We start from the raw sequence: 13,762 nt of genomic DNA, 5'->3' as shown, positions 1-13,762 counted from the left end.
GGGGGCGTGCCGATTGTCAGGCCGGGAGGACCTTCTCGATGGCGGCGATGACGTCGGCGGAGTCCGGCTCGGTCTGCGGCGAGAACCGCGCGGCGACCGTTCCGTCGGGAGCGATGACGAACTTTTCGAAGTTCCAGCGGATGTCTCCGCTGTGCCCTTCGGCGTCGGCCGTGCCGACGAGGTTCTTGTAGAGAGGGTGCCTGGCGTCGCCGTTGACGTCGGCCTTCTCGGTCATGGGGAAGGTCACGCCGTACGTCGCCGAGCAGAACTCGGCGATCTCCTGCGAGGTGCCAGGCTCCTGGCCCATGAACTGGTTGCAGGGCACGCCGATGACCGTGAAGCCACGGGCCGCGTACCGCTCCTGGAGGCGCTCGAGGCCCGCGTACTGCGGGGTGAGACCGCACTTGGAGGCGACATTGACGATCAGGACCGCCTTGCCCAGGTACTGGCCCAGATTCGCCGGGCCGCCCTGGAGGGCGCCGATCTCTGCATCTTCGTAAACAGACATGGTTCGGAGCCTACGCTCACGGCGTTGAGCCGATCACTCCGGCCATCGTGCCGTCTGTGCTCACCGCGGTGACGTCCGGTTCAGGCGTCCGCAGGCGACCAGCTCGACCGTCCACGCCACCGCGATCGCTTGCACCGCCATCAGCGCGATCAGCACGAAGAGCTGCACCGCCCCGGCGAGCACCGGCGACGCGCCGCCCAGGAGCATGCCGACGAAAGCACCCGGCAGCGTGACAAGGCCCACCGTGCGGGTCTGGTCGAGGCCGGGCAGCAGGGCGTCCGAGGCGGCGGGGCGGATGACCTCCAGGCGGGCGTCCCGGTCGGGCAGGCCGAGGGCCAGGCCCGCCTCGAACTCGCCGTAGCGGGAGTGGAGTTCATCCAGGGCCCTGCGCCCGCCGAGCACCGTCGCGGTGAGCGCCCCGCCGATGAGGATGCCGGTCACGGGGATCATGGCGATGCCGCGCACCGGCAGAAGACCGGCCAGGGTCAGGCAGGCCACCACCGGGACGACGGGGCCCGCGACCGGCAGCGCCGCCCACCACCAGCTTCCGTTCGCGGTGACGCGCCGCCCCGCGGTGCGCGCGGCGACGGCGGACATCAGGAGCAGGAAGGCGAAGAGCGCCACGACGTGGTGGATCACCCAGCCGATCACCAGGGACACCACACCCAGCTGCACGGTCGCCCGCACCCCGGCCACGGCGATCTCGCGCGCCCTGCCGTACGACCCGTCGGGGGAGAGGCGGAACACGGCGGCCGTCGTGGCCGCCGCGAGCAGCAGCACCAGGAGCGCCGCACCGAGGGTCGCGTTGACGGGAAGCAGGGCCTGAGCAGCGAGGTCACGCACGCGCCCACCCTAGGCGGCGCCCTGCCCCGGCGGCCGGGATCCGGGTGCGGAACCTGTGGGTCGGGGGTCGTCGCGGGCGCGCCCGGTCTGTGAGGATGCGGGGGGAACACGTAATGCCGGACGAGTAAGTAACGCCGGAAGAAAGAAGGGCTGACCTCATGGCGCAGCAGGTGCAGGGCGTGATCGCGCGCGCGAAGGGCGAGCCGGTACGGATCGAGACGATCGTCGTGCCGGACCCGGGGCCCGGGGAAGCCGTGGTGCAAGTGCAGGCCTGCGGGGTCTGTCACACCGACCTGCACTACCGCGAGGGTGGCATCAACGACGACTTCCCCTTCCTCCTCGGTCATGAGGCGGCGGGCGTCGTCGAGTCGGTCGGCGACGGTGTCACGGAGGTCGCGCCCGGCGACTTCGTGATCCTCAACTGGCGTGCGGTGTGCGGCCAGTGCCGCGCCTGTCTGCGCGGGCGGCCCCAGTACTGCTTCGACACGCACAACGCCAAGCAGAAGATGACCCTCACGGACGGCACCGAGCTCTCGCCCGCGCTCGGCATCGGCGCCTTCGCGGAGAAGACGCTCGTCGCCGCCGGACAGTGCACGAAGGTCGACCCGGCGGCTTCGCCCGCCGCGGCGGGACTCCTCGGCTGCGGGGTCATGGCCGGGCTCGGCGCCGCCATCAACACCGGTGAGGTGGGCCGTGGCGACTCGGTGGCCGTCATCGGCTGCGGCGGCGTCGGCAACGCGGCGGTCGTGGGCGCGCGGCTCGCCGGAGCTGCGAAGATCATCGCGGTCGACATCGACGACAAGAAGCTGGGGACGGCGAAGAGCCTGGGGGCGACGCACACCGTCAACTCCCGCTCCGCCGACCCCGTCGAGGCGATCCGCGAACTGACCGACGGGAACGGAGCCGACGTCGTCATCGAGGCGGTCGGCCGCCCCGAGACCTATGAACAGGCCTTCTACGCCCGCGACTTGGCGGGCACGGTCGTCCTGGTCGGTGTGCCGACGCCGGAGATGCGCATCGACCTGCCGCTCCTGGACGTGTTCGGACGCGGCGGCGCGCTCAAGTCGAGCTGGTACGGGGACTGTCTGCCCTCACGCGACTTCCCGATGCTCATCGACCTCTACCAGCAGGGGCGGCTCGACCTGGACGCGTTCGTCACGGAGACGATCGCTCTGGCGGACGTGGAGAAGGCCTTCGAGCGGATGCACCACGGGGACGTCCTTCGCTCGGTGGTGGTCTTCTGATGGCGGCGCGCATCGACCACCTGGTCACCTCGGGCACGTTCTCCCTCGACGGAGGCACCTGGGACGTCGACAACAACGTATGGATCGTGGGTGACGACAGCGAGGCCGTCGTCATCGACGCGGCGCACGACGCGGACGCCATCGCGGCGGCGGTCGGGGAGCGCCGGGTCGTCGCGATCGTGTGCACGCACGCCCACGACGACCACATCGACGCGGCACCGGCCCTCGCCGCCCGCACCGGCGCGCCGATCCTGCTGCACCCGGCCGACGCTGAGCTGTGGAAGCAGACCCACCCCGACCGCGCCCCCGACGCGGAGCTGTCCGACGGACAGGAACTGACCGTCGCCGGAACGCGGTTGAGGGTGCTGCACACCCCGGGCCACTGCCTGGGTGCCGTCAGCCTGTACGCCCCGGACCTCGGCACGGTCTTCACCGGTGACACGCTCTTCGCGGGCGGGCCCGGAGCGACGGGCCGGTCCTTCAGTGACTTCCCGACGATCGTCGCGTCGATCAGGGACCGGATCCTCACGCTGCCCCCGGAGACGGTGGTGCGGACCGGTCACGGCGACAGTACGACGGTGGGGGCGGAGGCGCCGCACCTGGAGGAGTGGATCGCCCGAGGTCACTGACCGCATCAACTCCCGTACGCGCCGAAGGCCCTGCCCGGCGTACCTCTCATGGCCCCGCGTGGTTCACCGCGCGGGGCCATGACGCGTACGGGCTGTACCGCGAACGCGTACTGGCCCTGATCCGCGATCTCCGATAAGTTAGGCAAGCCTTACCTAATGGAGGTTGAACATGGGTGTCCGTCACGCCGGCACGACCGTGCCCACCGCAGCGGCACATGCCCGCTCGATGCTCGCCACCGCCTGGTCCTGCGCGGTGACCACGGAGATCGGCAGGGATGAACTCGTCGGCGCGCACAGCGTCACACCGGAGGGCATCGTCCTGCTGTCACCTCCGCCCGACAGCGCGCTGGCCACCGCCATGATCTGCGCGCCACGCGGAGAGCCCTCCACCCTGGTGGAGTTCGCCGATGTGGCCCCCGTGCCGGTCAGGGACCGGATCCGGGCCAGGCTGTGGCTCTCGGGGTCACTGGTGCCCGACGGCGAGCAGTTCATCTTCGCTCCGACCTGCGCCGTACTGCACGACTCCACCGGCGGGCGCATCGGCATCGAGCTGGACGAACTCGCCCACGCGGTGCCCGATCCCCTGGCCGACGCGGAGGCGCGGCTGCTCACCCACCTCGCCGACGCGCACGAGGACGCGGTCGAGCAGCTGACCCGGCTCGTCGGCGCGGACAGCCTGCACGGCGTCGTACGGGTGAAGCCGCTCGCCATCGACCGCTACGGGCTCACCCTGCGCCTTGAACGGGCGCGCAGCCAGGCGGACGTCCGCCTCACGTTCGACGAACCCGTCGAGAACCTCTCCCAGGTGACCGAGCGCATGCACATCCTCCTCACGAAGGCGCGGCAGCTGCGCCGCCCCCTACTGCGCCCCACGCCCCCCGACGCCTGAGTCCGTCGCCCGCATGGAACGCAGCGCGAGCACGAGCACCCCGATGTCGTCGAGGAATATCGGATCGGGCAGCAGATCGGCGGGCAGGACGAGATAGGCGACCGCACCCCAGAACACCCACTGGCGCTCGACCGGAAGACCCGCTCTGCGCAGCGCGCGGCGCGTACGGACCAGACGTACGAGCAGCGCGATCGCGACCGCGAGTGTGGCGGCCACCAGGACCGCGCCGATGACGAGGAGGACCTTGACTTCCGTACTCATCAGACCCTGACCTCCGTCCTGCGGTGTTCGGGCGCTCCGCCCAGGCTAAGCGCACCCGGCGGAGGCCGTGCCCCCGCGGCATTCCGTTCGGCGCGGGCCGCCGGAACATCCCGAACACCTCGCTCAGGACATCCCTTCCTGCCCTCCCATGACGGACGATGGAGGCCGGCATCACCGCCAGCTCCTCCAACTCCTTCCGGGAAAGGCCGAGATGAGCCAGACGTTGATCACGGCAGGGCGGGTCCTCACCGGGCCGCGTGGCGAGCACGTCCTGGACGGAGCCGTACTGACCCAGGGCGCGGACATCGTCGCCGTCGGCTCCCGGACGGAGATCGAGCCCTTGGCGCGTGGCGTGTCGCGGCGGTACACCCTGCCCGACGCCACGGTGCTTCCCGGGCTCATCGACGCCCACGTCCACCTGGTCTTCGACGCGAGCAAGGACCCCGTCGCCGTCCTGGACGCGCACAGTGACACCACGCTCATGACGGCGATGGAGGAGCGGGCGCTCACGTTCCTGCGCAGCGGCGTCACCACCGTGCGCGATCTGGGTGACCGCGGGCGTCTCACCCTGCGGCTGCGCGAGGCGATCGCCGCGGCCCGGGTGCCTGGCCCCCGGGTCGTCGCCGCCACCACACCGCTGACCACCAAGGGCGGCCACTGCTGGTTCCTGGGCGGCGAGGTCGAGGGTGAGGACGAGATCCGGGCCCTCGTGCGGCGCAACGCCGAGCTCGGCGCCGACGTCATCAAGGTCATGGCCACCGGCGGCGGCCTCACCCGGGGCGGCCCCGCCACCTGGCAGGCCCAGTTCGGCGCCCCCGAGATCCGCGTGGTCGTCCGCGAGGCGCACCGGGCCGGACTGCCGGTCGCCGCCCATGGACACGGCACCGCCGGGATCGTGGCCGCCGTGATGGCGGGCGTCGACACCATCGAGCACTGCACCTGGATGACGCGCAAGGGGTTTGACCTGCGCGAGGACGTCCTGGACACCATCGTCGCCAGAGGCATCAGGGTCTGCCCCACGATCAGCCCGAACTGGCGGATGCTGCCCATGTTCTTCGGCGCCGAACGGGCCGAGGCGATGTTCGAGCAGGTGCGCACGATGGCGGAACACGGCGCACGGCTGATCGCCGGGACGGACGCGGGCGTCCAGCGCGCGGGCTGCGACGGCCTGGCCCAGAGCCTCGGTTTCTACCAGCACCTGGGGATCGAGCCGCACCGGATCGTCGACATGGCGACAACGGAGGCCGCCGACGCCCTCGGCATCGCCGACCACATCGGACGCCTGGCGGCCGGATACCGCGCCGACCTGATCGCGGTGCACGGCGACCCGCTCGCGGATGTGGCCGCCCTGGGGGATGTACGGATGATCATGGCGAACGGCAGGATGGTCGACCATGAGTGAGAGAACGTCACACCCCACGCACCCCGTCCAGGCCCTGATCGTGGTCGACATGCAGTCCGCCTTCGTCACGGGCGACGGCGCCGTCCCCGAAGCGGCCCGAGTCCTCGACCGCACGACGGACCTGATGACCCGGGCCCGGGCCGCCGGAGCGCTGGTCGTCCAGCTCCAGAACGACGGCGGGCCGGGAAGCGACGACGAACCCGGCACGCCCGGCTGGGAGCTCCACCTCCCCATGGACGCCGACCGTGGGGAGGTCGTCATCCGCAAGACCGTCGACGACGGCTTCGAGGGAACCCGGCTGCGTGAACTGCTCGCCGATTCGGGCGTGAGCGACCTCGCCCTCTGCGGAGTGATGTCCGAGATGTGCGTGTCGGCGACCGCGCGTACGGCCCTTGAGCTGGACTTCCGTGTGGTCCTGCCGCACGACGCGCACGCGACGCAGGACATCCCGGCCGCCGAGGGCATCAGCGACATGGTCCCGGCGTCGGTGGTGTCGCGGGTAGCCGAATGGGCCCTCGGCGACGAGGTCGAGATCGTCGCGAGGGCCCAGGACGTCGACTTCACCAAGCCGTAGCCGGGGGAGCCGGGCGGGTCAGCGGGCGGTGTAGGCGCCGTCCACCAGGTGGTAGCTGCCGTGGATGAACGAGGCCCGCTCGGAGAGCAGGAAGACGATCAGCTCGGCGACCTCCTCGGAGTGACCGAGGCGGCCCGCCGGGTGCAGAGAGACGAGAGCGTCGTACGCCTCCTTGTCCATGGACTGCAGCAGCGGGGTCTCGATGAAGTCGGGGCCGACCGCGTTGACGCGGATGCCCTTGGCGGCGTACTCGGCGGCTGCGGTCTTGGTGAGGCCGACGACGCCGTGCTTGGCGGCGACGTAGGCGGGGGAGCCCGCGAAGCCGACGGAGCCGAGTATCGAGGCGACATTCACGATGGCGCCCGTGCCGGCCGCTTCCAGGACGGGCAGCTCGTAACGCATCGAGTAGAAGACGCCGTCGAGGTTCGTGCGCACGACGCGGTTGTAGACATCGATGTCGTACGCGCCTGTCGGCTTGCTCTCGCCGCCGATGCCCGCGTTGTTCACCGCGAGGTCGAGCCCGCCGAACGTGTCGACGGTGAACCGCACGGCGGCCTCCACCAACGCGGGCTGCGTGACGTCGAGCGCGACGGCCGCGGCCTTGATGCCCTCCGCGTTCAGCTCGGCGGCTGCCTTCTCGGCGCCCTCGGCGTTGAAGTCGGCGATGACGACGTTGGCTCCGCCCCTGCCCACGCGGCGGGCGGTGGCCAGGCCGATGCCGGAGGCGGCGCCCGTGACCAGGGCGGTCTTGCCCGCGAACTCGGTGGCGTAGTCGGGGACGGTGGTGGTGGGGGCGGTGCTCATGGTGCTCTTCACTTTCCTGTGGCGATGTGGGGGGCCGCGAGGGCGGCCTCCCCGGTCAGGACGGCGTAAGCCCGCTCCACATGTGCGGCGAGGTCTGCGTCGTCGGTGCCGTTTTCGTGTCCGCCACGCGCCCAGCTGCGCAGGGCCGCGGTCAGGACTCCGGCGGCGGCGCCGACGACGACGGCCGGGCGCTGGTCCCGGGCGGGGTCGGTGCCGAGCCGGTCGGCGATGATGCGGACGGACTCGTCCTGGGCGTCGACCCGGACGCGTTCGTACGCGGCGAACAGCGCGGGCTCCGTGTCGACGAGCGCGAGCAGCGCGGGGCGTTGGGGCCGTCGGTGCATGCCAGGGCCCTCCGGGTCGGCGAGCCACTCCCGCACGGCCGCCTGATAGGCGGCCAGTGGGGGCTCGTCGGCGGGGCGGGTGCGCAGGGCGGCGTTGATGCGGTCGCCGTCGGCGCGGGTGAAGTCGAGCGCCGCGGCCTCCTTGCCGCCGAAGTGCCGGCTGAAGGTGCGGCGCGTGACGTCGGCGCGCTCGGCGATGGCCTCCACGGTGACGGCCGCGAGGCCGTGCTCCAGGATCAGGTCGATGGCCGCTTCGGCCAGCGCTTCCCGGGTCTGCCGGGCCTTGCGCTGTCTGCGGTCCTCGCCGCTCCGATCGGTGGCCGGGGCGTCTTGGCGGGAGTCCGTCGCCTTGTTCATGTCTTCGACTGTACACCCGCAATGTCCCGATGGGACATCTGTCCCCCCGGGACTTAAACAGGTCCCGCAGTAGGGGCCAGCTCGAAGACGCCGTACGCGAATCCGCTCGCCGTGACCACGCCGTTCTCGGCGTCCACGCCCGCCGCCTCCAGCGCGCGCGGACCCTCACCGGCCACGACGTCGGTGGTGAAAGCCGCCGGTGCGCTCCGGGGATTGATCACCACGAGATGGCGCCCGCCCCTGACGTACACGAATGGATAGCCGCTGTGCAGCACTTCCACCGAGCCGTCAGGACCGAGGCCGGGGGTGGCCTTGCGCAGGGCGATCAGGCGGTGCACGAGGTGCAGCAGGGAACTCTCGTCGGCGCGCTGGGCTGCGACGTCGGGCCGCCGCGGATCGGGGTCGAGGGGGAGGTAGAAGCGGGCGGCGGGGGCGGTGGAGAAACCGGCACCTGGGCTGTCGTCCCACTGCATGGGGGTGCGGGAACCCGCCCGGTTGTAGTGCGGGCCAAGGACGCTGCCCTCGGTGTCGGGCAGGCCCGGGATATAGCGCATGCCGATCTCGTCGCCGTAGTAGATCGCCGGGAGCGTGGGCCAGGTGAGCTGGAAGGCGAAGGCCGCCGGGAGCTGCTCGGCGGTGCGCGGGCCGCAGTTGAGGCGCGAGAAGTCGTGGTTGGAGGTCGGCAGCGAGACGTGCCCGGCACCGGCGATGGCCTCGCGGGCCGCCTCCCACGCCTCGACGAACGTACGGGGAGAGCCCTTGCCGTCCGGGTCGAAGAAGCAGTCGACGGGGTCCCACTCCTCGGCGTCGGTGCCCTGGCGGTTGTTCCACAGGGAGCGCATGGGGCCGCCGTTGGTGGGGCCGCCGAACTGGAGGAAGAAGTCGGCGTGGAATCCGGCGGGGACGGAGACCGCCGGATCGCCCCACTCCGAGAGCAGTACGGCGTCCGGGTGGGCCGCGTCGAGCCAGCCGCGCGACTCAGTCCACACCCTGGCCGTCGCACCGCGGTCCGGGTCGTCCTTGACGAGGGAGTGCGCCATGTCGACGCGGAACCCGGCGAGGCCGAGGCGCAGCCAGTGGTCCATGATGTCGCGCAGTGCGGCACGGTTGGCGCGCGGTCCCTCGGCGTCAACGGGCAGGCGCCATGGCTCGGCCGGGTCCATGCGCGCGTAGCCGAAGTTGAGGGCGGGCTGGGAGTCGAAGAAGTTCGGCAGATACGCGCCGGGGCGGCTCCCCGGGGAGCGTACGAAACCGTCCGGGCAGCCCTCGGGCGCCCAGATATAGCGGTGGTCGTCGGGATCGTCGGCCGAGGCGGTGAACCACGGGTGCTGGTCCGATGTGTGCCCGGCCACCAGGTCGAGCAGGACCCGGATACCCCGCCGCCCCGCCTTCTCCACCAGTCGGGCCAGGTCGTCGTCCGTGCCGTAACGGGGCGCGAGGGAGAGGTAGTCGCAGACGTCGTACCCGGCGTCGCGGAACGGCGAGGCGAAGCAGGGGTTGATCCAGACGGCGTTGACCCCCAGCCAGGCCAGATGGTCCAGATGCGCGGTGATGCCGTTGAAGTCGCCGATGCCGTCGCCGTCGGAGTCGGCGAAGGACTGCGGGTAGATCTGGTAGAAGACGGCGTCGGAGAGCCAGGCGGGGGCGGGGCGGAACGAAGTCATGAGGCGGGTGCGGCCCTTCTCTCGTACGTTCGCGGCTGTGGTGGATCAGTACGTGACGGTGGCGGGGTGGCACTGTTCAGGGTCACGTGGATGCGGAACTCCGTCCAGCACGCGCCACGCGCGGTCACGGCTCGGACGAGGCGCGCCCGGCGGTTGTCCCCGGCCGGGCGGGGGTAGGTCGGCACGGTGCTCTCCTTACCCGGCCACACCCCGCGGCTGAGCGATCACTTCGCCGCCGAGGGATATCTGCGACTGCCGTCGCTCATCCCGCCGCATCTGCTGGAGGAACTGACGTGCGAGGCCGAGCGGTTGGAGAAGCGGGCCGTGCGCCGGGACCTCGCCATGGCGTCGACGGACGGCTCGCCCCGCCACATGACCACCCTCGGCGGCCACACCATCGCCAGGGAATCCACCCTGATCCCACGCCTGTACCGCGACAGCGACCTCCTTGCCTGGCTCGGCAGGGTCGCAGCCCTTCCGGCGGTCGAGGTCGCCGACCTCCTGGAGCGACACGTCCTGAACATCCTGCACCGCCCCGGCGACACCCATGGCGCCCACACCGACGACTACCCCCTGGCCCTGGTGCTCTTCATCGAAGCCCCCGCCGACCCCGCCGACGGCGGTCTGCTGCACTACGCCCCGCGAACGGCAGCCCTCGGCGCTCTGCACACCACCGCCGACCGGGCGCATCATCAGCGCGGCGACGGCTATCTCCTGCGGGCCGACACCACGGCGCACCGCGTCACCGCGCTGCGCAGGCCGGGCGTCCGTCGTACGGTGCTGAACTTCGCCTACACCACACCTGACCGGCAAGGAGCACGCACGCCGTCGGCCGCCGAGCTGTACGGGCCTCAGAGCGGCAGCGCGCATACCGCCACCGGGGCGGCGAACGGCTCTCCTGTCAGGCGCAGTTGACCGCTCTTCCCCACCTGGAAGACGCTCACCGAACCCGACTTCTGGTTGGCCGTGAACAGGAGTCGTCCGGACGGTGAGAGGGCGATGTGGCGGGGGAAGTCCCCGCCGGCGGGAACGGTGTCGAGCAGCCGCAACCGGGCACCGCCCGCCTCGATGGCGTACCGCGTAAGGCTGTTGTGCCCGCGGTTGGCGAGAAAGGCGAAGCTGCCCTCGGGCGTGACGGCCAACTGCGCCGGATAGCTGGTGCCTTCACCGGTGCGCCGGTGGGCTGCGGCGATCCGGGAGTCAGCCGTCCGCTCATGGGGTCGTACGCGCAGACGACCACCGTGTTGTCGAGCTCGTTGGCCAGATAGGCGAAGCGCCCGGAGGGGTGGAAGGTGAGGTGGCGCGGCCCCGCGCCCGGTCGCAGGGTGGCGTACGAGACCTGGGTCAGCGTCCCTTTCCTCATGTCGAGGCGGTAGCTGTAGACGGTGTCGTTGCCCAGGTCGACGGCGAGGAGGTGCCCGCCGTCCGGACTGGTCACGATCTGATGGGCGTGCGGCCCGTCCTGTCCCGGGCCGGGTGGCGGACTGGAATGGACGACCAGATCGCTCAACTCGCCCAGCGTTCCGGAGGGTTGGACGGGGTGAACGGCCACGCTGCCGGAGAGATAGTTGGCGCTGAGCAGCCAGCGTCCGCTGGGGTGCACGGACAGATGGCACGGCCCCGCACCGCCGGTGCCGCGTGAGCCCAGGACTTCGGGGCCCGCGGGCGTGAGCGCGATCGCGGTCACGCCACCCCGCTCCCGCTCATTGACGGTGTAGAGGGTTCTGCCCGAGGGGTGGAGACAGAGGTAGGAGGGATCGGGTACGCCGGGTGAGAGTTCCGGTGCCGGTGATGTGCCCCGTGACTTCGTCGTACGTCGCAAGCCCGAGGCCGGTGCCGCCGCCCGGCGTGCTGGTGTACGTACCGAGGAAGAGCGGCCGTGCGCGGCGCGGGGGCCGTCCGGGGGGTGCTGCGGCAGCCGCTGGGGCGGACGTGGCGACGGCTGCCCCAGCGGCTGCCGCAGTAGTGGCGGCGAGTGCTCCGATGAATTCTCGCCGCCCCCAGCCGCCCGCCGCGCGCCGTCCGTCGTGTTCACCGGTCATGTCTGCCTCCATGTCCGTCCTCATGTCCGTATCCGCTGGGTCGGTGGTGATCCATGTGGCAAACACAGTGATGCCCACAATCCTCCGATGACAAGAGCGCGACCGGAGTCACGTCAGGTCACGCGCCCCGCACGTGTCACACGGGCCCCCGCGGCGCGATCGCCGCGACCGCGGTCGACATGAACGACCCGCAGACCGCTCTGGAGGGGATTCTGCCCGGCTGGTTCACGCCAGTCTTTCTGCTCGCCCTGGTGCTCGGGACGATCTCCATCAACGCCATGACCGCCTACAGTTCAGGCCTCGCCCTACTGGCCGCCGGCGTCCGAATACGCCGTTCCCTCAGCGTCATCGTCGACGGAATCCTGGGCGTCGCCCTGACCCTGTACGCGCTGCTCGTGTCCAACTTCCTCGACACCGTCAGCAACGTCCTCCAGCTCACCGTCATCCTGCTCGGCCCCAGCATGGCGATCTACGCGACGGACATCCTGCTGCGCCGCAACCGCTACGACGGCCCCGCCCTGACGGACGAAACCCCAGGTAGCCCCTACTGGTTCACCGCCAGGGTCAACGGAGCGGGCGCCCTCGCGCTCACCACCGGCACGGCGGCGTCCGCGCTCTGCGTCAACACCCTCTACACGGGGCCGATCGCCCACGCTCTGGGCGGTGTGGATCTCGCGCTGCCCGTCGGCATGGTCGTGGCGTCGGGCGTCTACGGGCTCCTGATGCGAGGCAGGCCCGGCGTCCCGCACAGCGAGTAAAATACGGAGAGTTACTGTGCTGAATTCGTCAAGGGCAGACGTCCTCCGATGGCCGGTGATGCCACCCGGAGGTATGAACTGGCCCTGAGCGGGCAAGATGTAGGTGCCAATAGCGGTGCCGCCCCAGACCCCGGCGGCGTCGGGCGCCGACAAGGGCGTCGCGTCGCTGGAGTTTTCGTAACTCTTCGTATGCGGGGTGCAGGGACTTTGGGGGTGGACCATGGGCACGTCCGACCCGGGCTTTGGGCTGTGCCACCGTGTGGTGGACGGATCGATCGTCCTGACGTTTCGCGGCGAACTCGACGCCTACGCAGAACGGGAACTGGCTCCGCGGATGGCGGAGTTGATGAACCTGCCGGGCACCGACGTGGTCGCCGACCTGCGGCGGGTGACCTTCCTGGACGCCGGTGGCCTGCGGCTGCTGGTGCGCATGAAGCGTCAGGCGACCGCGCGTGGGCGCCCCTTGCGGCTCGTGCGCAGCAGCGCACGCGTGTGGCGGGTCCTGCACATCACCCGGCTCGACCGCAGCTTCACCGTCCTGGACGTGATGCCCGCGGCGCTGGACACCCCCGACGGCTTCGAGGGGGACCTGAACAGGCCTGCCTAGGCGTACGAAAGGACAGGCGTGACGGAAGTCGACCACTGAAAGCGACTGCTCGGATACGGTGTGCGAGTTGTTCTCGTTCCCCGTACAGGTACCCGTTTCCTGTGGATACCCGAGGAGTCGCCGAGTGGACCGAAGTTCTGTGATCCGGATTCGTACTGTGCTGGCCGCGCTGGGCGTGGCGACCGCGATGGCCGCGGCGCCCACCGCGACGGCGGCGGCGGATCCGAAACCGGCCGGGTCACCGGCGGCAGTATCGGCGTCGAAGCCGCACGCGCCCTGCACCGGAGAGTTCCACAAGGACGCCCGTCTCGGCCCGAAGTGGCTCCCGAAGAAGGGGCAGGAGCCGGTCGGCCCGCTGCTCAAGGGCTGGAAGCGCACGGGTGGCCTTTCGCCCTCGGCCTTCCTGAAGAAGTACTGGGAGGGCCCCGCCGAATCGGGCAGCTGGAAGTACCCGCCGAACGACGGCTTCGAGACGGTCAACGGCGGGGTCGACAAGCACCCCGAGGAACTGGGGAAGGGCGAGCTCCTCGACCGCTTCGGTTCGGAGTACGGCTCGTTCCTGGCCCCGGCCGGTGACTCGTACGCCGAGCGCGCGCTGCCCCCGCAGAACCTCAACACCCGTGACGCCGGGGCCGTCTGTGACTACCGGGTCTACGAGGTGAGCAAGCCGTTCGCCGTCTGGCAGGGCGGCATCGCCCCCTGGTTCGGACAGCCGGGCGGCGGTCAGCAGGTCAAGCTCGACGCGGTGTTCCTGGACCCGGGCGAGGGGCAGCGCCTGAACGTGAAGTGGCTGCTCGACCACGGCTATCTCGAGCCCGCGAACGGCTAGCGCGCCG

General features: G+C 70.9%; 14 protein-coding genes and 2 pseudogenes. 9 read left to right on the top strand and 7 right to left on the bottom strand.

From position 1 onward, the window contains the following. Positions 1-16: 16 nt before the first annotated feature. Positions 17-508 carry a glutathione peroxidase gene (locus ACGFX9_RS09810; protein WP_393467439.1) on the bottom strand — a complete coding sequence of 164 codons (492 nt, stop codon included), beginning with the start codon at positions 506-508 and terminating at the stop codon, positions 17-19. Between the two features lie 60 nt (positions 509-568). Further along, complete coding sequence (locus tag ACGFX9_RS09805) at positions 569-1,351, bottom strand: ABC transporter permease (protein WP_393467437.1); 783 nt, start codon at positions 1,349-1,351, stop codon at positions 569-571. Positions 1,352-1,509: 158 nt separating this feature from the next. On the opposite strand from ACGFX9_RS09805, the gene ACGFX9_RS09800 reads away from it, so the two are divergent. From ACGFX9_RS09800 to ACGFX9_RS09790, 3 genes are all read left to right on the top strand, one after another. After that, complete coding sequence (locus ACGFX9_RS09800; protein ID WP_393467434.1) at positions 1,510-2,595, top strand: S-(hydroxymethyl)mycothiol dehydrogenase; 1,086 nt, start codon at positions 1,510-1,512, stop codon at positions 2,593-2,595. Further along, positions 2,595-3,224: an MBL fold metallo-hydrolase gene (locus ACGFX9_RS09795; protein WP_393467431.1), complete on the top strand. Its 630-nt coding sequence runs from the start codon at positions 2,595-2,597 to the stop codon at positions 3,222-3,224. The genes ACGFX9_RS09800 and ACGFX9_RS09795 overlap by 1 nt, the downstream gene beginning before the upstream one ends. Positions 3,225-3,393: 169 nt before the next feature. Continuing rightward, complete coding sequence (locus tag ACGFX9_RS09790) at positions 3,394-4,113, top strand: DUF2470 domain-containing protein (protein ID WP_393467428.1); 720 nt, start codon at positions 3,394-3,396, stop codon at positions 4,111-4,113. Here ACGFX9_RS09790 and ACGFX9_RS09785 read toward each other — a convergent pair. Beyond that, positions 4,084-4,374 carry a YkvA family protein gene (locus tag ACGFX9_RS09785; RefSeq protein WP_393467424.1) on the bottom strand — a complete coding sequence of 97 codons (291 nt, stop codon included), beginning with the start codon at positions 4,372-4,374 and terminating at the stop codon, positions 4,084-4,086. The genes ACGFX9_RS09790 and ACGFX9_RS09785 overlap by 30 nt on opposite strands. A 148-nt stretch (positions 4,375-4,522) precedes the next feature. Here ACGFX9_RS09785 and ACGFX9_RS09780 point away from each other — a divergent pair, with 148 nt between their 5' ends. Together ACGFX9_RS09780 and ACGFX9_RS09775 are read left to right on the top strand one after the other, a co-directional pair. Further along, the gene (locus ACGFX9_RS09780) at positions 4,523-5,776 is read left to right on the top strand and encodes an amidohydrolase family protein (protein ID WP_393467421.1); all 1,254 of its coding nucleotides are present in this window, start codon (positions 4,523-4,525) and stop codon (positions 5,774-5,776) included. Beyond that, entirely contained in the window at positions 5,769-6,350 is a 582-nt protein-coding gene (locus tag ACGFX9_RS09775; protein ID WP_393467418.1) for an isochorismatase family protein, read from the top strand. Before ACGFX9_RS09780 ends, ACGFX9_RS09775 begins: the two co-directional genes overlap by 8 nt. An 18-nt stretch (positions 6,351-6,368) precedes the next feature. Here ACGFX9_RS09775 and ACGFX9_RS09770 read toward each other — a convergent pair whose 3' ends face one another. Genes ACGFX9_RS09770 through ACGFX9_RS09760 form a run of 3 tightly spaced genes read right to left on the bottom strand, consistent with a single transcriptional unit; the run spans position 6,369 to position 9,519 of the window. Then, on the bottom strand, positions 6,369-7,154 hold the full coding sequence (locus ACGFX9_RS09770; protein ID WP_393467415.1) for an SDR family NAD(P)-dependent oxidoreductase: 786 nt from the start codon (positions 7,152-7,154) through the stop codon (positions 6,369-6,371). Positions 7,155-7,162: 8 nt separating this feature from the next. After that, positions 7,163-7,855: a TetR/AcrR family transcriptional regulator gene (locus ACGFX9_RS09765; protein WP_393467412.1), complete on the bottom strand. Its 693-nt coding sequence runs from the start codon at positions 7,853-7,855 to the stop codon at positions 7,163-7,165. A 53-nt stretch (positions 7,856-7,908) separates the two neighbouring features. Then, positions 7,909-9,519 carry an alpha-amylase family glycosyl hydrolase gene (locus ACGFX9_RS09760; protein WP_393467409.1) on the bottom strand — a complete coding sequence of 537 codons (1,611 nt, stop codon included), beginning with the start codon at positions 9,517-9,519 and terminating at the stop codon, positions 7,909-7,911. 186 nt (positions 9,520-9,705) lie between these two features. On the opposite strand from ACGFX9_RS09760, the gene ACGFX9_RS09755 reads away from it, so the two are divergent. Continuing rightward, on the top strand, positions 9,706-10,434 hold the full coding sequence (locus tag ACGFX9_RS09755) for a hypothetical protein (RefSeq protein ID WP_393467407.1): 729 nt from the start codon (positions 9,706-9,708) through the stop codon (positions 10,432-10,434). On the opposite strand, the pseudogene ACGFX9_RS09750 reads toward ACGFX9_RS09755, so the two are convergent. Then, positions 10,371-11,561, bottom strand: a pseudogene (locus tag ACGFX9_RS09750) (lactonase family protein). The gene ACGFX9_RS09755 and the pseudogene ACGFX9_RS09750 overlap by 64 nt on opposite strands. Before the next feature lie 152 nt (positions 11,562-11,713). Here ACGFX9_RS09750 and ACGFX9_RS09745 point away from each other — a divergent pair. The 3 genes and pseudogenes from ACGFX9_RS09745 to ACGFX9_RS09735 form a co-directional block, all read left to right on the top strand. Next, positions 11,714-12,319: pseudogene (locus ACGFX9_RS09745) on the top strand (cytosine permease); the annotation flags it as partial. 220 nt (positions 12,320-12,539) lie between these two features. Beyond that, entirely contained in the window at positions 12,540-12,926 is a 387-nt protein-coding gene (locus ACGFX9_RS09740) for an STAS domain-containing protein (RefSeq protein ID WP_393467404.1), read from the top strand. Between the two features lie 139 nt (positions 12,927-13,065). Further along, positions 13,066-13,755: a TNT domain-containing protein gene (locus ACGFX9_RS09735; RefSeq protein ID WP_393468325.1), complete on the top strand. Its 690-nt coding sequence runs from the start codon at positions 13,066-13,068 to the stop codon at positions 13,753-13,755. Positions 13,756-13,762 lie beyond the last annotated feature (7 nt).

It is taken from the genome of Streptomyces sp. NPDC048436 (genome assembly GCF_043200355.1).
Lineage (GTDB): Bacteria > Actinomycetota > Actinomycetes > Streptomycetales > Streptomycetaceae > Streptomyces.
Note: the sequence above shows the minus strand (reverse complement) of the source record. Positions and strands in the feature narration are given on the sequence as shown.